At 63.8% G+C, this 19,333-nt stretch carries 16 protein-coding genes; 6 read left to right on the forward strand and 10 right to left on the reverse strand.

Features of this window, described 5'->3' with window-relative positions:
* The first annotated feature begins 11 nt into the window (after window positions 1–11).
* Window positions 12–1,364, forward strand: a complete 1,353-nt coding sequence (locus F4X08_00970) for a hypothetical protein (protein ID MYD24373.1) — start codon at window positions 12–14, stop codon at window positions 1,362–1,364.
* A gap of 111 nt (window positions 1,365–1,475) precedes the next feature.
* A complete protein-coding gene (locus F4X08_00975; protein MYD24374.1) occupies window positions 1,476–2,168 on the forward strand; it encodes a class I SAM-dependent methyltransferase in 693 nt (230 codons plus the stop codon).
* A 2-nt stretch (window positions 2,169–2,170) separates the two neighbouring features.
* Here the strand turns inward: F4X08_00975 and F4X08_00980 are convergent, their stop codons facing one another.
* From F4X08_00980 to F4X08_01020, 9 genes are all read right to left on the reverse strand, one after another.
* On the reverse strand, window positions 2,171–2,923 hold the full coding sequence (locus F4X08_00980) for an NAD(P)-dependent oxidoreductase (GenBank protein MYD24375.1): 753 nt from the start codon (window positions 2,921–2,923) through the stop codon (window positions 2,171–2,173).
* A 14-nt stretch (window positions 2,924–2,937) separates the two neighbouring features.
* On the reverse strand, window positions 2,938–4,338 hold the full coding sequence (locus F4X08_00985) for a cysteine--tRNA ligase (GenBank protein MYD24376.1): 1,401 nt from the start codon (window positions 4,336–4,338) through the stop codon (window positions 2,938–2,940).
* Window positions 4,339–4,425: 87 nt separating this feature from the next.
* Window positions 4,426–5,214, reverse strand: coding sequence for a transporter substrate-binding domain-containing protein (locus tag F4X08_00990; protein MYD24377.1), 789 nt, complete (start codon window positions 5,212–5,214; stop codon window positions 4,426–4,428).
* Between the two features lie 134 nt (window positions 5,215–5,348).
* A complete protein-coding gene (locus F4X08_00995; protein ID MYD24378.1) occupies window positions 5,349–6,200 on the reverse strand; it encodes a phytanoyl-CoA dioxygenase family protein in 852 nt (283 codons plus the stop codon).
* 17 nt (window positions 6,201–6,217) lie between these two features.
* Entirely contained in the window at window positions 6,218–7,354 is a 1,137-nt protein-coding gene (solA, locus tag F4X08_01000) for an N-methyl-L-tryptophan oxidase (protein MYD24379.1), read from the reverse strand.
* Window positions 7,351–8,067, reverse strand: coding sequence for a DUF479 domain-containing protein (locus F4X08_01005; GenBank protein ID MYD24380.1), 717 nt, complete (start codon window positions 8,065–8,067; stop codon window positions 7,351–7,353). The genes solA and F4X08_01005 overlap by 4 nt, the downstream gene beginning before the upstream one ends.
* Before the next feature lie 65 nt (window positions 8,068–8,132).
* A complete protein-coding gene (locus tag F4X08_01010) occupies window positions 8,133–9,356 on the reverse strand; it encodes an alpha/beta fold hydrolase (GenBank protein MYD24381.1) in 1,224 nt (407 codons plus the stop codon).
* 30 nt (window positions 9,357–9,386) lie between these two features.
* The gene (locus F4X08_01015; GenBank protein ID MYD24382.1) at window positions 9,387–12,242 is read right to left on the reverse strand and encodes a UPF0182 family protein; all 2,856 of its coding nucleotides are present in this window, start codon (window positions 12,240–12,242) and stop codon (window positions 9,387–9,389) included.
* A gap of 50 nt (window positions 12,243–12,292) precedes the next feature.
* Window positions 12,293–13,492, reverse strand: a complete 1,200-nt coding sequence (locus F4X08_01020; protein ID MYD24383.1) for a phosphotransferase — start codon at window positions 13,490–13,492, stop codon at window positions 12,293–12,295.
* Here F4X08_01020 and F4X08_01025 point away from each other — a divergent pair.
* The 4 genes from F4X08_01025 to F4X08_01040 all read left to right on the forward strand — a co-directional run bounded on the left by F4X08_01025 (window position 13,223) and on the right by F4X08_01040 (window position 17,897).
* The gene (locus F4X08_01025) at window positions 13,223–14,080 is read left to right on the forward strand and encodes a glycosyltransferase (GenBank protein MYD24384.1); all 858 of its coding nucleotides are present in this window, start codon (window positions 13,223–13,225) and stop codon (window positions 14,078–14,080) included. The genes F4X08_01020 and F4X08_01025 overlap by 270 nt on opposite strands.
* A 42-nt stretch (window positions 14,081–14,122) precedes the next feature.
* Entirely contained in the window at window positions 14,123–15,709 is a 1,587-nt protein-coding gene (gene murD / locus F4X08_01030) for a UDP-N-acetylmuramoyl-L-alanine--D-glutamate ligase (GenBank protein ID MYD24385.1), read from the forward strand.
* Window positions 15,710–15,738: 29 nt separating this feature from the next.
* Window positions 15,739–16,590: a 3-hydroxybutyryl-CoA dehydrogenase gene (locus F4X08_01035; GenBank protein MYD24386.1), complete on the forward strand. Its 852-nt coding sequence runs from the start codon at window positions 15,739–15,741 to the stop codon at window positions 16,588–16,590.
* Between the two features lie 167 nt (window positions 16,591–16,757).
* Window positions 16,758–17,897 (forward strand): aminopeptidase P family protein, encoded by a 1,140-nt coding sequence (locus F4X08_01040; GenBank protein MYD24387.1) that lies wholly within the window; start codon window positions 16,758–16,760, stop codon window positions 17,895–17,897.
* A gap of 7 nt (window positions 17,898–17,904) precedes the next feature.
* Here the strand turns inward: F4X08_01040 and F4X08_01045 are convergent, their stop codons facing one another.
* Window positions 17,905–19,203, reverse strand: a complete 1,299-nt coding sequence (locus F4X08_01045; protein MYD24388.1) for a beta-lactamase family protein — start codon at window positions 19,201–19,203, stop codon at window positions 17,905–17,907.
* Between the last annotated feature and the right edge of the window lie 130 nt (window positions 19,204–19,333).

Consider the following 19,333-nt stretch of genomic DNA (forward strand, 5'->3'; position numbering starts at 1 on the left):
AGGAGAACGAAATGGAAGCCTGGATCTTCGTCCATAACCCCCTCGATCGGTACATTTCAGATTACAGGCGGATCTTCGACGCGTGGCAGGACGGGGGCGTCACCGGCATCGTGGTAGGCTATCTCCACTTCGAACGGGACGACGGCACGAGGATGCCTGTTTTAGAGAGCGATCCCGCCGTGTACCGGTCCTTCGGCGTCGATCCGCCCGCGGAGGGACCGCGCGATCCCGAAAAGGAACGCCTCTTCGCCGCCATGCTCGACGACGCCAGGGAAAGGGGCTGGCACATCATCACCTTCGGCGCGGGTCTCGGCGGGGGACAGCGTCCCGTGGAGGAAGACCCATACGGCGTGATCGGCCACGCCGCGACGGTCCAGGACGCCATGAACGCCCTGCCCCAGGCCCACGGGTTCCTCATCGACGGACCGGGGGAGCAACACTACGAGCTCGCCTTCCACCACGGCGGTGAACTATTCGAGATACGCCCCGGGGAGGACACGCGCTTCGCCGCCCTGGGGTATGACATGGACCGCCTGCAACGGGGGATCGAGCACCTGTGGGACCGGTTCCACCAACTCACCCCGGCCGAGGTGCGGTACCGCGCGCCGGGCGGCATGCTCGCCGGCATGCAACTCTTCGATATCAACGAGGACGCCCTCTACTGGCTCCGCGCCCGCCGGGAAACGGCCCTGGGACACATGGCCGCCATAGCCGAACAGGTCGGCAAGCTCAACCGCAGGGTGGAACTCGGCGGCATTCCCCGCACGGCGGCCTTCTCCTCCCTGACCTGCCAGGATTACCACGCCATGGCGTCCTGGTTCGATTTCATCTTCCCCAAGCACTACTACTGGCACCGTGGCTTCGACGGCATGTACGGGACGGTCTCCCGCTGGGTGCAGCGGCTGCGGAAGTGGAACCCGTCGCTTACCGAGGAAGACGCCTTCGACGTGGTCAAGCTGCTCTTCGGCATCGACCTGCCGGGTGTGCGCACCCTGATGGACATGGAAATGGGGTTTCCCGAGGAGTTCTTTTCGACCATCGTGTACGGGGAGACCCGCCGCGCCCTGGAGGCCATCGGCGATACGGACAAGTGCATCTGCTGGGTCTCCACGGGGCGCGCGCCCCACGCGGGCGACGCCATGCCGGCGCGGGACCTGCACGGAATCCTGAACGCATCCAGGGAAGCAGGGCTCAAGCGCTTCCTCTTCCATCCCGATCCGGATATCGGCGCGGCTGAGTGGCACATCCTCACCAACATGTGCGGCAACCCCTGGCAGGAGTCCAACGAAGCGGTGTACTGGCCGCCCGATACGCCCCGGCTCGATTCCTTCAGTCACACACGCAAGCCGACGCGGACGGACTAACCGAAAAGTGTGGCGCGGCGGAAGCAGTCGCGGATCGATCACTAAGCGGGCCTCGCGCGCAATCCGTCGCGGACCCACCTGGCCGCACGAAACGTTTAAGGAAGCAACTGCATGGCGCTATCGGATTTCACGGGGCCGGACTTCATCGACGCGTGGACGAAGGACCTGGACCGGAGATGGCCCGAGCGGGCGGCGATGGCGGATTGCGTCGTGCGGACACTTGTCGGATGGCGGGGCGAGTGGCGCGAACAGGAACATCACCAGGCGAAATCGCCCAGGAGTGATCATCACGCAACCATCCGCTTGCTGGAACTTGGTGTCGGCGCAGGTGGACTAGCATGTACCGTGCTTGACACTTTAACCGATCAAACCGGAGCGAGGCCGTCCTGGACCATCGAGTACACCGGGATAGACATTGAGCAAGTGCTCTTTCAGCACGTCGATGAAATGCTCGTGTCGGCCGGCCACCAGAATGTCCAACTGGTCTGTACCAACCTGAAGGAAGACACGTGGCCCCGCGGGCTCGGTCCCTTCGACGCGGTCTTCACCCTTCAGACCCTACACGATCTCGGCGGTATCGGCGCCCTCGAAGCCATCTACCGCCAAGCCCATGGGCTCCTCGCAACCGGTGGCCTCCTGGTCAACGCGGATTTCGTGGTTCCCTTCGAGAAAGACGACCCCGAGCGACCCCGGAGATTGCCCGTGGAAACGCACGAAAACCTGCTTTCCAGTCTGGGATTTGTCGATTTCAGGTGTGAACTGCAACGGGGGAAGATGGCGTGCATGTCGGTCCAACGGCCGTAGCCTCAGATCCCCAACCTCTTCCGCGCGGACGGCGCCCAGCCCAGAAGCTCACGGGCCTTGGCCATATTCATCTCCTCGCAGTCTTCATCTCCGGAAATGAAGAACACCTCGCAGCGGCCATTGCCGGCCTGGTCGAGGAACCTCAAGCCAGCCAGGTAGGCCTCGGCCATGTCCTCCTCGTCGGTGTAGTAAAGTTTAGGGTCGCCGGGCGGGTTTTTGATCCGGTCGATGAACATGGCCCGGTTGCAGGGTCCGGTGATACGGTAGACGAGCAGGCTCATATCGTACTCGCGGGTGAAGTACCGGCAGATCTCCTCGGTCAATCCCTTGGTCAGGCCGTATACGTTGGGGCCGTCCAGGGGCACCTCTTCCTCGGAAGGATACCAGGTCCGGTGCCGGTTGTGCACGCTCATGGTGCCGGTGTAGATCCCCCGCGAAACACCCATCTCGAAGGCGGTCAACAGCAGCACGTGATGACCCAGGCAATTGACGGTGTAGTTGTCGATCGCCTGCTCCAGGGTGTGGTGCCGGTCGTGGCCGCCCTGCCCGCCCTTCATCGCCATGGTGATGAATCCGTCCATGCCGTCCAGGGCGCGGCGCACCGCTTCGGGATCGGCGATGGATCCTTCCACGTACTCGACGTCATCGTGTTGGGGAGCGTTGAGGTCCAGCACCCGCAGGTTGTGGTGTGGCTGGAGGTAGGGCGTGATGGCCGTCCCGACGAGACCGGAACCGCCGACCAGCAGCAGGTTCATGGCAGAAGGTCTTGTCAGTTCGCCGCCTCGGTCGCGACGGCCCTGGGGGTGATTTCCGGTCCCTTCGGCGTGTCCTTGATATCGAAACCGGCGGCGATGATCTGGTCGCGAAGGGAGTCGGCGTCGGCGTACCTTTTTTCCGCGCGGGCCTGGCGCCGCTGTTCGGCCAGGTCCGTGATGTGATCCGGCACGGCCGTCTCTTCCGGTTCCCACTCGACCAGGCTCAGCCCCAGTATTTCGTCGAACCGCATGATCGTGGCCTTCTTCAGGCCGTCCGGCAGATCGCTGCGGACCAGGTCCCAGGTGACGGACATGGCGCGGGGCATGTTCAGGTCGTTGTTCACGACTTCGGTAAAGCGCTGCATGTAGGCCTCGTCCGCTTCAGTGGCGGGCTCACCCCAGGCGTGCACGGCCAGCCGAAGCCGGTTCAGCTGCCGCGCGGCGCCTTCTATGCTCTCCCACTTGAAGTTGAGCTTGGAGCGGTAACTCGCGCTGAGGCAGAACAACCGGTAGACGAGGGGATCGTATCCCCGGTCGATCAGCGTCTGTACCCGCAGGAACCCGCCTGCGGATTTCGCCATCTTGGCGTCTCCCAGTTGCAGGAAGTAGCCGTGCATCCAGAAGTTGGCCAGGCGCGTGCCGTGACAGGCCTCGGTCTGGGCGATCTCGTTGGCGTGGTGCACCGAGATGTGGTCTTCGCCGCCCAGGTGGATATCGAAATAGGGGCCGAGGAACTTGGCGGACATGGCCGAGCACTCGATGTGCCATCCCGGGAACCCGACGCCCCAGGGGCTGTCCCATTCCATCTGCCGTTGCTCATCCGGCGGGCTGAACTTCCACAACGCGAAGTCGGTGATGCTGCGCTTCTCCGCCATGTCGACCCGGGCGCCCGCCTCCAGACCTTCCACGTCCAGACGGGCGAGATAACCGTAATCCGGCTGTTTCGACGTGTCGAAATAGATACCGTCGCTCGTCCTGTACGTGAATCCCTTGGCTTCGATGCACTGGATTTCCTTGATCTGCTCCTCGATATGGTCGGTCGCCCGGCACCAGGTGTCCGGTTCGAGGATGTTGAGCCGCCGCATGTCCTCCTTGAAGACCCCGGTGTAGAACTCGGCGATCTCCCAGGCCGTCTTCCCGGCGCGGCGCGCACCTTCTTCCATCTTGTCCTCGCCGGTGTCCGCGTCGGACGTCAGGTGCCCCACGTCCGTGATGTTCATCACGTGGCGGACCTTGTACCCGTTGAAAACCAGCGCGCGGCGCAGCAGGTCGCCGAACACGTAGGTGCGCATGTTGCCGATGTGGGGGAAATCGTAGACCGTGGGGCCGCACGCGTAGAGTCCCACCTCGTCCGGGGACAGCGGTTCGAATTCACGCAGACTGCGGGTGTAGGTGTCGTACAGGACGAGGGGCATGAAACAGGGCTCCGGTGGAACGCGCTACACGGTCGATTCGAGTTTGTACCAGATACGCAGGAGGGCGGTCGATGTCAAGCGGTAAACCTACTGGTCCGGCGCCACATTCTCCTCCCAGTCCAGCGTCTTGAACCAGTAATCCCGCCGTCCCTTCAGCCATCCGTCCTCGGTCCGCAGCAGGATCCAGTTGTCGAAGAAATTCAGGGCGTCCGTTTCTCCCTGGCGGATCGCGATGGCCTCGGCGCCGCGGTCCAGGGGATCGTCGAAGGGGATGAACAGCCGGTCGCTGTTGCGCAGCACCTCGTGTTCCGGTTTGGGCGAGGAAGCGATGACGGCTTCGGCGTTGCCGTTCAGCACTTCCTGGAAGGCGAGGATGTCGTCGTCGAACTGCTGTATGGTTGCGCTGGGGAAGTTCTTCCGCGCCGCCTGGACCGAGGTCGAGCCGCGGCGCACCGCGATGGTCACGTCGGCGCTGTCGTAGTCCTCCCTGTCGACAAGATGGCCCGCCTCATCCCTGCTGGCGGCCAACAGGAGCTCCGAATGGGAATAGGGACGGGTGAAGTTCACGCTCAGGTTGCGTGCCGGGGTGATGGACATGCCGGCGATGATCACGTCGAACTTGCCGGCCAGGAGACCGGGGATGATCCCGTCCCAGGCCGTGGGGATGAACTCGATCTCCAGGCCGGCGTCGGCCGCCAGGCGACTGGCCACGTCGACCTCGAATCCCACCAGTTCCCCCTGCTTGTTGCGCATGGCCCAGGGGACGAAGGTCGATACGCCGACGCGTATGGTGCCCCGCTGCTTGATCTGGTCGAGCAGGCTTGGGCGGGACGTCTCCGATGTGGACCCGCAGCCTGAAACGAAATACGCGGCCATGAACACCGAGCAGACGGCGGTCAGGACTCGCTTGCTTTTGAATGTCATGTGGAGGGATCCCCTGGTATGTTCAGGTTAATAGCCGGTGTTCCTCTGTGGCGGACGCCACCGGCGGTCTGGTCGTTGTCGACAGATCATAGCGCGGGACTCAGCGCCCCCTCGCCGAAAATGACGGGGAAAGTGTGCCCTGCCCGTGACCGCGTCGCCGCATCCATGAAGCATATGCTGAAGGCGCGCCGCGCCGTGTCGGTGCGGTTGGTCCCGGAACTGTGCAGCATCCAGTTGTGCATGAGCACGGTTTCGCCGCAGGCCACTTCCATGTTGATGGGCTCGTTCTCGGCCACGGCGGCCTCCGCCTGCTCCTCCGTCAGGAAACCCGACCCGTGGCTCGGATTGATGAGCCGGCGGTGCGAGCCGGGTATGATCTTCACGCAGCCGTTCGCTTCCACGGCAGGATCCAGCGCCGTCCAGAGCGTGACGAGCGGGTCGCGGTCCAGGTCGGTCCACCGGTCCTGGTGCCAGACCAGGGGCGTCCCTTCGCCGCTGGGCTTGTTCATGAACATCGCGCGAAAGCAGGCTACCGGCGTATTGGGACCGTATATCCGATCGCAGATCGCCTCGAAGATCGGCTTTCGCATGAAGGACAGGTATGCCGGATCCAGTTCCAGGTCCTGGATCTTCCGGTAGCAGAGCGTGGCCCCCTTGTGCCCCCTGCTCTGCGGTCCGGGCCTATCGCCCCCGCGCTCCGGGTCGCGGTCGAGCTGCATCATGACCCGGCCGTAGTCGATGTCGGCCCGGCCCAGCATGATGTCGTCGATGCGCTCCTGGAGCCGCTCGAGCTCGCCCGGTTCCATCACGCTGCCGAGACGAAGGTAGCCCTGTCGTTCGAATACCGCCCACTGGTCTTCGGTGATCCGGGTATTCATGGTGGTCGCTCCTGTTAGTCGGGATATGGGTCCTGGATTTAAATCAGGTCGCATGGCCATTCAAGGCGCGTTCCGGGTCAGGTTGGCTTCGCAGCCCCGAGCAACCGTTCAAACCGGAAAGTGTCATTGGCGATCGTGTTGGGCTGCCCCAGCGCCGTTTCGGCCAGCCATTCTCCGAAGGTGCATGAGAACTTGAACCCGGTCCCACTGAAACCGCAGCCCACGGTCACCCGGTCATGGGCCGGATGCCGGTCGAGCACGGGAAGTTCGTCCGCCGTGCGTGTGTACATGCAGATCCGCATGGCCGTGAGCGGTCCGTCGGCGTCGGGAATGAACCGTCGCAGGCACTTCCGAACCTCCTCCTCGTCTTCCGGACGGGCTTCGCGGTCCAGATGCTCGGGATCGGACGTCTCCCCGAAAGTATGCAGCGCCAGCTTGAACCCCGGATGGTCCGGCATCATGGGGAAACCATAGTACTCACCGTCGTATTCGGGCGCGGGGATCTGCCAGATCGGCAGCGCGCCCACGTCGAAGGACGCCGCGTTCCGCGCGGGCCACACCCAGGCCAGGGGCTGCCGGGAGACGGTCAGGGTGATGCCCAGGTCCGCGATCAGTCGGTCGGTCCAGGATCCGCCGGTGAAGACGACCTGGTCCGCGCTGTAGCGGGCGTGCCCGGTCTCGACCTCCACGCTATGGGCCGTCTCCTTCCACCCGGTCACGGCTTCCCGTCCGTGGATCTCGGCGCCGCGTCTCAGCGCCTGGATGAGGTGGCCCGCGATGCCCAGTTCAGGACGCAGGAGTCCCCCGACCGGATCGTACAGGCCGTGGTAGTGATCCGGCAAAGTGAATTGAGGATACCGGTAGGCCATTTCGTCGGAGGTCAGGATTTCGTACCGGACCTTGCTCCGCAAATGGTCCCACGAGCCGGAGTCAGACATGAGCAGGTAGCCCGTCGTCACCAGGATCTGCTGGCCGGTTTCGCCCTCCAGCAGCCGCCAGAGCTCGAAGGACCGCTCGATAAAAGGTTCGAAGGGCGTATCCACGTATACCACCGTCTTCGTGTGGCGGGAGTACCCGTGGGAACTGCCCTGGGCGTGGGGCAGGTCGAAGCGCTCCAGTCCGAGGACCTTCGCTCCCCGGGAGGCCAGGTGGTAGCAGGTGGCCGAGCCCATGGCGCCCAGGCCCACCACGATGACGTCGTAGTGGTTATTCATCGTCCCCCCGCCCCCTCGTGCGTGGTGCCGGCTGGTTTTGGCCGCGCTTCTTCATGCGTCGTCCCGGGCGGCTTTGACCGCGTTACCATGCGAGTTGTGTCGGCCGGTCCCGGCCGCGCCCCCTCACGAGTCTGGCCAGAACCAGTCTCCATGTGCCGGACTAGGTCCGGGAAGAACCGCAGGAACTGCCCTTCCATTTCGTCGTAGTTGGCCTCGAGTTCCTCCACGGAACCCGCCAGCGTGTTGGGCCGCCGAACGCGCATGGAAAGACCGTCCAGCGCCCGGCCGATCCCCGCGGTTTCCCGGTAGCCGTGCAGCCAGTCGTGCCTCACCATGTGCCGGATCACCCGCGAAAGGACCGGCGGCATGTCGCCCCGATAGTCGCTGAGGGACTGGTAACTCCGCTCGATGAACGCGGAAAGCGGCTCGTCCGAGAAGCGCGGCCAGTTACGCGCGAGAAAATGGTCGTAACAAATGTCGACGATGATCCCGGCGAAACGGCGGCGGGTGGGGCTGATGAGCGCCTTGCTCTCGCGGACCACGTCGTGGCTGTCGGTAAAGCGGTCCACGGCCACGTGGCTCCGCATGCCCCGCATGACGGCGCCGTTGTACGGCTGCCGGTCCACGGGTCCCCGGACGAAATCCGCCATCAGGTTCCCCACGCAGGACTCAGGCGTGTCTTCGGCGAAATAAAGATGGGCAAGATAGTTCATGGGTCGGGCAATCGTGCGTCTACGGATCGTGATGCCGTAAACTGATGGTCCGCAAGGCCGTCGGACTACGGTTCGTGGAGCCGGGTCTCCACCAGGATCTCCGAATGGAGCGTCCGATGCACGGGACAGCGGTCGGCGATTTCGAGCAGGCGCGCCTGCTGATCACCGGACAGGTCGCCGATCAGTTCGATTTCGCGCTCGATGCGGTCCACCTTCCCTTCGGTGGTCTCGCAGGTCTCGCAGTGGCTGGCATGGATCTTCGCGTGGCTGAGCCGGACGACGATCTCCTCCAGCGGCCAGGATTTCCGGTCGGCATACATCCGCAGGGTGATGGACGTGCAGGAGCCCAGCGCCCCGAGCAGCAGGTCGTAGGGCGTCCCGCCGCGGTCCGCGCCCCCTACCGATTCGGGTTCGTCCACGGTCAGGCGGTGGCCCGAGGCCACGACCTCGGTATAGTAGTGTTCCCGTCCCGTGCGCACCACCACCTGGCTGCCCGCTGCATCGGGATCGACGTCCCCTGCTGCGGGCACGTCCAGGTACCGCGTCGCCCACGCCGCGGCGGCCCGGCCCACGTAGAAGGCATCGGCCTCGCTCGAAAGCAGGTGGTCCGCCTTGTCGAGAGAGAGGAAGCTCTTGGGATGCATGGCGGCCTGGAAGATTTGCGCGGCGTTCTCGATCCCGACCGTCTGGTCGATGGGCGAGTGGCACACCAGCAGGGCGCGGCGCAACCCACGGATCGTCTCTTCCATCCCCGTCTCTTCCAGGTCTTCCAGGAACTGCTTCTTGACCAGGAAGGAACGGCCGGCGAGCGTGACAGTCGCCTGGCCGGTCTGTTCGATGGTCTCCCGGGCATCCCCGATCAGGTGGGCCACGTGCTTCGGATCGGCCGGCGCGCCGATGGTCACGACGGCCTTGCAGGAAGGAATGGACGCCGCCGCCTTGAGCACGGCCGCGCCGCCGAGGGAGTGCCCGATCAGCACCCGGGGCGCCTCGTGGCGGGACGCGAGATACCTCGCCGCGGCGGCCAGGTCGTCCACGTTGGACGCGAAGCCGGTATCGGAGAAGTCCCCTTCGCTGTCGCCCAGGCCGGTGAAGTCGAACTGCAGCACGGCAATGCCGTGGTCGGACATCTCCTGGCTGATGCGCCGTACGGCGTTCAGGTTCCGGTTGCAGGTGAAACAGTGGGCGAAGAGGGCGTAGGCGACCGGCCTGCCGTCGGGCGGCAGGCTGAGCCGCGCGGCAAGCTGGTCGCCGTGGTCATTGGGAAAGCTGAGCGTCTGAACGGGCATGGCAGTCCCCGGTCCGCATTCGACCCGTTCCTACTCCAGCTGGGCGGCCTCGTCCGACAGCCGCCGGAGTACGTTCTCCAGCTGCTGCAGCGAGGCCCCGTATTCGGACCAGTCACCCGCCTGGAGGTGGCCCTGGGCCTCGTCGAAGTGGGACACCGCCCGCCTGGCCAGATCGTTCAGCGTGACACTCCTCGGCTGCGGAACGATCTGTCCGTCGCTCGTCTGCGTCGTCTCCAGGGCGAGGGTCGCGCCGTCGAAGGCGAAAATGGCCGAAAGTGCCTGGTCGAGCGTCTCCCGCATGGCGATGCGGTTGCCGTAGGCGACGATCACGCGCTTGAGCTCGGGCAGGCCGCCCCGGGTGGACCGCTGCCGCAGGTAAAGCGGCTCGATGTAGAGCAGCGATTCCTGGATCGGCACGACGATGATGTCGCCGCGGATCACCTGGGAGCCCTCCTGGTTCCAGAGGGTGAGCTCCTTCGCGATGTCGGCGTCCTGGGTGATCCTCGCCTCGATCTGCATGGGACCGTAGACCAGTTCCTGCTTCGGGAAGTTGTAGACCTTGATGCGGCCGTAGAGCGGCGCGTCGCAATGGGCGGCCATCCAGCCGATCATGTTCTCCTTGTTGGCCGGCGTGAAGGGCAGCAGGAGGAGCATTTCTTCCTTCTCCATCAGGGCCGTCTTCATCACGGCGTAGTACGGGTACACCTGCTGTTCCTGCTCCGCATATACCTGTTGGGGCACCGCCCACATGTCTTCCTTGTTGTAGAACACCTGGGGATTGCGCATGTGGTAGATGCGGTACATGGCCGCCTGGATGGCGAAGAGGTCGCGGGGATAGCGGATGTGGTCGCGCAGCGTCTGCGGCATCTCGCTCAATGGCCTGAACAGCGTGGGGAAGATCTTCTGGTACGTCAGCACCATCGGGTCCTCTTCGTCCACGAGGTAGAAATCGGTCTCACCCGAATAGGCGTCGATGACCACCTTCACCGAGTTGCGGATGTAGTTGATGTTCTGCAGCGTGGGCTGGTTCTGTACGAACCTGCGCTGCGGCGGCTGGTTCAGCCCGGGAATGTCCGATTGCGGCCCTGTGCCCAGGTCGCCCTGGTCCGGCATCTGCAACAGGCCGCTGAAGCGTTGCGAATACGGATAGGAACCTGTTGTCGTGTAGGCGTCGATCATCCAGTACAGCTTGCCGTCGGCGATGATCAGGTAGGGATCGTGGTCATAGTCCAGGAAAGGCGCGATGTTCTCCATCCTGCTCTGCAGCTGACGGTAGAACATGACCTGGCTCTCGTCGGTGATGAGCGGGCTGATGACGAAGTTGACCTCGCTGAAATACCGGGCGAAGGCCAGGCGGCGGAAATAGGAACTGAGCTCCACGCCGCCGTCGTCCTGGTACCGGCTGAACTTGTTCTCGTCGCCCTCCGGATAGTCGAACTCCTCCTGCGTGGTCTTCACGACCGCGTAGGCGTCCATGTTCTCGCCGAAGTACAGTTCCGGCCGGCGAATGGTGAGATCGTCGCTGACGGAAACGGGTGGAATGTCCTTGACGAAGAGGTCCGGAAGTCCCTCGGGCGTGGCGGTGTTCACCGGACTCAGGCACAGCCCGTAACCGTGGGTGTAGAAGAGATGCCGGTTCTGCCAGGTCGGCGAAGGAAGCTGGGCGTAGGACAACTCCCGGGCGGCCAGCATGACCTGGCGGTACTCCCCGTCGATGATATACCGGTCCTCGTCCACGTTCGAGAAATCGTAGTAAGTCCGGATCTCCTGGAGCTGCTGGTAGGTCCGGCGCAGCGGACGCTTGTCCTGGATCTTCAGGTTGTTGATGGTCGTGATGTTGTTCTGGATATCCCCGGCCGACAGGTTCTCCTGGATCTGGAAGGGCACCTCGTCGACGCTGTCCAGCCCGTAGCCCCTCAGCGTGTAGTCTATGCTGTGCTGGATATAGGGCGCTTCCCGGTCATACTCGTTCGGAGCGACCACGAAGTACTGGACGAGTCCCGGGTACACCGAACCGACGACCAGGGACGAGACGATCATGCCTCCGATGGCGATGAACGGCAGGTTCCTGCGCTGGGAGCGGAGCGTCATCAGGAACAGGCCGGCACAGGCAATGGCCACGAAGAGCAGGATCCACAGCGCGTGCATCCGGGCGTGCAGATCGGTGTACCCCGCGCCGAAGGCGAATCCCGATTCGGAAAACAGCAGGCGGTACATGTCGAGCCGGTAACCCCATGCCATGAGCAGGAAGACGATGGCGCCCAGCACGCAGATGTGATTACGGGCGTACGACCGGATCTGTATGCCGCGCTCTTCGATGGTGACGGCGCCGCGATAGAGATAGTAGAGGGTGACCGCGATGGCCGAGGCCACGACGAGGAGCAGCAGCCAGAACCGGACGAAATGCCAGATCGGCAGCGAGAAGACGAAAAACCCGATGTCGAGATTGAATATGGGATCGGTGGCGCCGAAGGCCTCCTGGTTGAAGAACCGGAGCATGCCGTCCCAGTTGGCCAGGCCGATCAGGCCCATGATGGCGGCGATGACCAGGATGCCAATGATCGTCACGACCTCGATAAGCCTGGAATTGGAGAAAAGCTGTTCGAGTTCCGACATCTCCTCGTTGAACAGGTGCAGTTCGGTGAGGCGCGTGGAGAAGTACCGCGCCAGGTAGACATTCGCCCCGAGGCCCACTACCGCGACCAGTCCGAAGACCAGTCCCGTGAAGAACTTGGCGCCGATCGTCGTCCAGAACACGTCGTCGAAGCCCAGTTGGCCGAACCAGAGCGCCTCGACGAAGATGTTGGCCCAGAATCCGCTGAGGATCCACAGACCGATTACGACTGCGGCCGCTATGAAGAGTAGTGATCTGAATCTGCCCAAGATATCGCTCCTTGCCCGTTGAGTTGAGGGTGTTTATGTGCCGTGCGTTCCAATCAATTGTGGCGTAATCCCGCCACCGATATTCCGTCATCCAGCATCATCGGACGGGCGACTTGGCGAATGCGGGCCTTGACCCCGTCGTCGGTGATGTACCGGACCTGGTTGATCCCGTCGATGCGGAACAGCATCTCGAGACCGGCCTGTTGAAGGGCCGTCGTTTCCGTTGCTGCAGGCAACAGGTCGCCCATGCCCTCCGCGTATGTGCTCCAAAAGCGTTCAACGGCGTCGAAGACGGCGTCCGCGACCCGTGGATTGTTGTATGCGTGCAGCAGGTAGTGGGCCATGATGAAGCCGGCGTCCTGGGCCGGGTGCCCGTAGTTGACGAATTCCAGGTCGAAGGTATGGACCCGTTTCTCCGCGGCGATCACGCTGGCCGTCCAGAAGTCGCCGTGGAGCAGCGCCTGCTTCGTCTCCGTGAACGTCTCGGCCAGCCGGCGCGCGACGCGGTTCAGTTCCGGATCTTCGACGAAATAGAAACAGTACTTGTACCTCAAGCCCTGCATGGCCTCGTTGTCGAATTGCTCACGAAGTTCCCGGTCGTCCCAGGTCTGCCGGTGCAGGGTCGAAAGAAACCCGCCAAGTAGCTCCGCCACCGCAGGATCGACGCGTCCCCGCTCCAACTCGGATTCCAGGGACGGGCGCTTTCCCAAGTCCGACATGACCAGGATGCGATCCGCGTCGTCGAAGTGCAGGACGGCCGGAACGGTCCCCTCGGGGAACAGCCCGTTCAAAACCCGGAGGGCCCGCGTCTCGTAGACGATCCGGTCGGTGGTGACTTTGAGGTCCGGGAAGAGCCGCAACGCGTCCAGGGCCTGTTTCACCACGACCGATCGGTCGTCGGCGGTGACCCGCAGCACGGTATTCAGAAACCCGCCGCCCAGTTCTTCCACCGTGCAGGAACCGTTCGGCGGCGGGGCCAATAGATGTCTTGTGTGAACGTACTCCGCTACATTATCTTTATCGATGTTCATGACCAAAGTGGCTTCATCGCGAGCGCGATTCCCATCGCGCCAAGCCATGCCTTCCGGCCAATGATTCCGTATCCGCCCACCGCACTCGTCCTGCTCGCCAAGTATCCCGAACCCCGTAACGTCAAGACCCGGCTGGTCCATGGCACGGCGGAGAACGGTTATGCCGGCCTCAAGGACATCCGCGACCGGTCGGGAGTGGTACTCGGTCCGGACGAAGCCCATTGCCTGGCGGCCCGGATGTACCGCGCGTTCCTCGTGGACCGGTTCGCGGCGCACCGGGGACGGGACTACGATGTCCTGCTTGCCACGTCCCAGCCCGAATACGCGGACGCCTTTCGATCCATTACCGGGCCGGACGTCCCGTACCACGTAGTGTCCGGCGCGAATTTGGGTGAGATGATGCTCGGTCTCTTCGAGGATCTGCTCGGTAGATACCCGTACGTGCTGATCTCCGGGAGCGACATGCCCCGGCTGGAGGAAACGGTCATCGATCGAGCCCGCGAGTCCCTCTCATCCCACGATATTGTGCTTGTCCCGGCCCAGGACGGCGCGTACAATCTTATCGGCATGCGCAAGCCGCACCGCATATTCGATATCTCGCGCTGGAGTTCGGGATCGGAACTCGAGGAGACCGTCGCCCTGCTTCGGCGGCGCCGGATCACCCACGAGGTGCTCGACGAATTCCGCCTGCTGGATATCGATACGATCGAAGACCTGGTGCAGTTGATGCGCGGTCCTGAAACCGTCGACGCACCGGAAACCAATACCTTTCTGACGGCGCTCGACGAACGACTGGACTTCGCGGATTGAACCCGCGAATCAACGCCGTATATTTAACCGGGCGGGCTTCGGGTGTCAAGGGATTTCAAAGGCAAACGGGTTACCGTACTGGGGCTCGGCGTGCTCTCCGGCGGCGTCGCGTCCGCACGGTATTTCGCCGCGCGGGGAGCGGACGTTACCGTCACCGACCTGCTGCCCGCAGAAGCGCTCCGGAAGTCCATCGCCGCACTGGATCCATGGTCGGTCCGCTACGTGCTCGGGGAGCACCGGGAGGAGGACATCACCGGCGCGGACCTCGTGGTGGTCGGACCCGCCGTCCGGGACGACAGTCCCTTTCTCCGGCTGGCGCGGGACCGCGGGGTTCCGCTGACCACCGAGATCAACGTGGTCTTCGAGATCTGTCGCCGTCCGGTAATCGGCATCACGGGCAGTAACGGCAAGACCACCACGACCCGGCTTCTCGGGGCGCTGCACCAGGCGGTCGCCCCGGATACGCTGGTGGGCGGGAACATCGGCCGGGCCGTGCTCAACGAGCTGGAGGATAGCGGCGGAGCCGCAAGTCCTGGCGGAGCGGTCGACGGTCAGGACGAGGCGGGCGAATCCGGGGAGGTGCCTGCCGGCAGTCCCGTGGTCCTCGAGTTGTCCAGCTTCCAGTTGCACCGGCTGGCCTGGATCCGCCGAAGCCCCGGGCTGGCCGTGGTGACGAACCTGTCGCCCAATCACCTGGACTGGCACGGGACCTTCGACGCCTACGAGCAGGCCAAGCGCCACATCGTGCACTACCAGTCGCCGGAGGACGTGGTCGTCCTGAACGCCGATGATGAGCGGCTGCGAAAATGGGCGGCATTCTGCCCGGGGCGGATCGCCTGGTTCAGCATGGAAGGCCCCGTCGAGACCGGATGCTACGTGCGGGACGGACAGGTGGTCTTCCGCCACGGTACCGGCGCGAGGGACGGTGCCGGCGTGCGCGGCGCATCGAAGGCAGGTGGTTGTGCGGCCGAACACGATCCGACGGCCGAACGCACCATTTGTCCCGTGGACGCCCTCCGGCTGCCGGGCCCGCATAACCTGGCCAACCTGCTGGCCGCGGTGACGGCCGCGTACCTGGGTGGGATCCCGGCATCGGTCATCCGATCGACGGTCGAGGCGTTCCGCGGCGTGGAGCACCGCCTGGAAGAGGTCGCCGTAATCGATGGCGTGAGATACTACAACGATTCGGCCTGCACCACGCCGGCGTCGACGGTCACGGCGCTCCGGGCATTCGACGCGCCGGTCGTCCTTATCGCGGGCGGGTACGACAAGGGGACGGCCTTCGACGACATGGCGAAGGAACTCGTCCGGCGCGCCCGGGCGGCCGTCCTGATCGGCACGACCGCGGACGCGATAGAGACCGCGATCGGGAAAGTCGGCGGTACCGATTCGGGCGACGTGAATTCAGCCGTCGCTAAATCGGCCGATGCAAGATCGAACGTCGCAAAACCGCCCGTCATCGCCCGTGCCGAAACGCTCGAAGACGCCGTGCGGCAATGCGCCGGACTTGCGCGGACCGGCGACGTGGTCGTGCTGTCACCCGCCTGTGCCAGTTACGACATGTTCACCAATTTCGAAGAGCGCGGCCAGCGGTTCAAGGAAGCCGTGGCTTCTCTGAAGTCTGTTTAAACTTAAGTACAGCACCCGGAGGATCCGGCATGGCCATTGAAACCGTGGGCGTCATCGGATGTGGATTGATGGGATCGGGGATTACGCAGGTGTGCGCCCAGGCGGGTTACCGGACGATCGTCCGCGAGGCATCCGACGAACTGGTGAGCGGCGGCATCGGGCGTATCGACGGCCTCCTGTCGCGAAACGTGTCCAAGGGAAGGATGACGGAAGAGGAAAAGGCGGCCGTGCTCGAGCGCATCACGGGCACCACGGAACTCTCCGACCTTGCCGAATGCGACTTGGTGATCGAGGCGGTGACCGAGAACCTGGAGACCAAGCAGGAGGTCTTCCGCACCCTCGACGGCATCGCACCACCGGGCGCCATTCTGGCGAGCAACACCTCCTCCATTTCCATCACCGAGCTGTCCGCGGCGACAGACAGGCCGGAGCAGGTGCTGGGCCTTCATTTCTTCAATCCCGTGCCCGTGATGGGACTCATCGAAATGGTCGTCGGACTGCAGACCAGCGAAGAGACAGTGGAAACGGCCCGGCAGTTCGGCGAAACGCTGGGCAAGCAGGTGATCCAGGTCAAGGACACGCCCGGCTTCATCGTCAACTACCTCCTCATCCCCTACCTGCTGGACGCGGTACGCCTGGTCGAATCGGGCGTGGCCACGAAGGAGGACATCGACGCGGGCATGGTCCTGGGGTGCAGCCACCCTCTCGGTCCGCTCAAGCTGCTCGATTTCATCGGCCTGGACACCACGCTCTACATCGCGGAAGTGCTCCACGACGCCTTCCGTACCGACCGCTACGCCGCCCCGCCCCTGCTGCGGCAGATGGTTGCCGCCGGAATGAACGGACGCAAGGCTGGCCAGGGTTTCTATGCGTACGATTGACACGCGCGTCATGCCGACCGAGCCGGCTTTCACGCCGACCAGGCAGGGCGTGATATGTACAATTGTACAATAGCCAATTCCAATTATCGGAAAAACCGGACCCTTTGACAAAGTGTATCCGACGGTAGTGTATCCGACAGGGCAGATTCACAACGAAAGGCAGCGGAATGACCGATTCACCCGTTAACGAGGCCGTCCTGCTCATCGCCGACAGCGAGCGCGACGCCGACATGCTGTATGCAGCGGGGATGTTCGTACCGGACCCGTTCACCTTTCTCCAGGTGGATGGCCGGACGACCATCATGATGAGCGACCTGGAAATCGACCGCGCGCGGGCACAATCGAAGGTCGATGAAGTCGTATCGCTCACGGACTATACGGACCGCGCGAAGAAGAGCGGCAACGCGGATCCTGGACTCGTGGACGCCGTGGTCGAACTGCTCCGGGAACGGGAAGTGAAGGGCGTCAGCGTGCCGAACAGTTTCCCTCTGGGCTACGCCGACAAGCTTCGGGATCAGGGATTCGCGGTGGCGTCGAAGGAGGATCCCTTCTGGGACCGGCGCCCGGTAAAGACCGACGACGAGGTCGCGGCCATCTCGAACGCCTCCCGCCACACGGAAGACGCCCTGCGCATGGCCTTCGGCATAGTGGCCGAAGCTGCCGTGAAGGACGGCATGCTCCACGGGCAGGAGGGGCCGCTGACTTCCGAATATATCCGGAAGCGCATCCACGTCTACCTGCTGGAACGGGACTGCATCGCCCAGCACACGATCATCGCCGGTGGCCTCCAGGGCTGCGACCCCCACAACGGGGGTTCCGGGCTATTGCGCGCCGGCGAGCCCATCATCTTCGACCTGTTTCCCAAGTCCACGAAGACCGGCTACTACGCGGACATCACCCGCACCGTGGCGAAGGGGCCGGTGTCCGACACGTTCCGGCGGCTGTACGATACGGTGCTGGAAGGACAGGAAATCGCGCTCTCCCGGGTCCAGGCCGGGGTGAACGGACGCGATATCCACGGGGAAGTGGAACGGCTGTTCGAAGGCAGGGGCTACGAGACGGGCGCGAAGAACGGGCGCATGCAGGGCTTCTTCCACGGCACGGGTCACGGCTTCGGCCTTGAAATTCACGAACCGCCCCGCATATCAAAGGTGTCGCAGGTCCTCGTTGCCGGCCACGTCGTAACCGTCGAACCGGGCCTGTACTACCCCGATCTAGGCGGTGGTGTTCGGATCGAAGACAATGTGGTCGTGACCGAAAGCGGATGCGACAACCTGACGCAGCTGGAAAAGGTGTTCGAGTTGTAACGCCGCTTCAGTCCACCAGCGCCTGGTAGACGAGCGCACGGATGCGCTGATGGTCGTCAAGACCCTGGGCGGGGATGACCTGCGTCATGTAGGAAACCACCAGTTCCTCCGCCGGATCGACCCAGTACGTGGAGTGATAGGCACCTCCCCAGTTGTAGGCGCCCGGAGAACCGGGCAATCCGCTCCAGCCGATCTCCTTCGTAATGCCGAACCCCAGGCCGAACCCGCCGCCGTCGCCCCGCCACGCGTCGTGTACATGATCGACAGTCATGAGCTGCACGGTCTTGGGCGACAGGATGCGCGCCCCGTCCAGCGTGCCACCGCGACGTAGCGCCTCGAGGAAGCGGGCGTAATCTCCCGGCGTGGAGACGAGTCCCGCACCGCCCGAGAAGCTCTTGCGCGGACCCTCGAGATACATGCCCTGTCCGACCATGTGGCCCGGATCGGGCGCGCGCTCCATCCCCTTTTCATCCGTCACCGAATACACGACGGTGAGCCGGTCCGCTTCCTCCGGCGGCACATAGAAATACGTATCCACCATGCCCAGCGGCTCGAGGATCTCGACCCGCAGGAATTCGTCCAGCGGCAGGCCGGAGGCCCGCTCGATCACCACGCCCAGGATATCCGTGGCGTAGCCGTATACGTACGCCTCTCCCGGCTGGCCAGCCATGGGCAGATCTGCCATGCGCTCGACGGTATCGGAAATCGGTTCGTCGCGGTCCGCGAAATACCAGCCCACGATGCCGGCCTCCTCCCAGGCCCTGGCGCCGGGGCCCCAACCGTACCCAATACCGGCCGTGTGGGTGAGCAGGCCGCGCACGGTGATCTTGCGATCGGCGGGGACTACTTCATAGCCCCCGTCCTCGGTTGCAACGGCGACAGTCGTGCTGTCGAATTCCGGGATAAAGTCACCCAGGTCCTGGTCGATCAGCAGGCGCCCCTGCTCCTGGAGGATCATCACGCCCACCGAGATGACCGCCTTGGTCTGCGAGGCGATCCGGAACAGGTCCGTGATCTCGAGCGGTTCCCCCGCCTCGCGGTCCCGGTAGCCGAAGGCCCGGGCGTAGACCACGTGCCCGCGCCGCCCGATCACGAGCGCGGCGCCCGGCAGCCGTTCTTCATCGACATAGGCTTCAAGCGCCGCATCAATGCGTGCAAGCCGTTCGGAAGACACGCCGGCCTCTTCCGGATTGGCCGGGACAAAGGATTGGGCGAAAACCCGCGGCGCGGCGGGCACGCAGAGGAGCGACCCCGCGAGCAGAGGTAGTAGAATGCGGGTATTTAACATTGACAATGTTGACAACATGATTTCCGTTCCTTTTTGGGGTTAGCGTGGCGATGCGGCTATTCTAGTCCATTCACGCATAATTGTCAATTTAGCGTAAATTCACGGGTGTAAATGCATACTATTCACGCCTTTTCCAGAAATACAGTGA

The organism is Gemmatimonadota bacterium, assembly GCA_009841265.1.
Taxonomy (GTDB): Bacteria; JAAXHH01; JAAXHH01; order JAAXHH01; family JAAXHH01; genus JAAXHH01.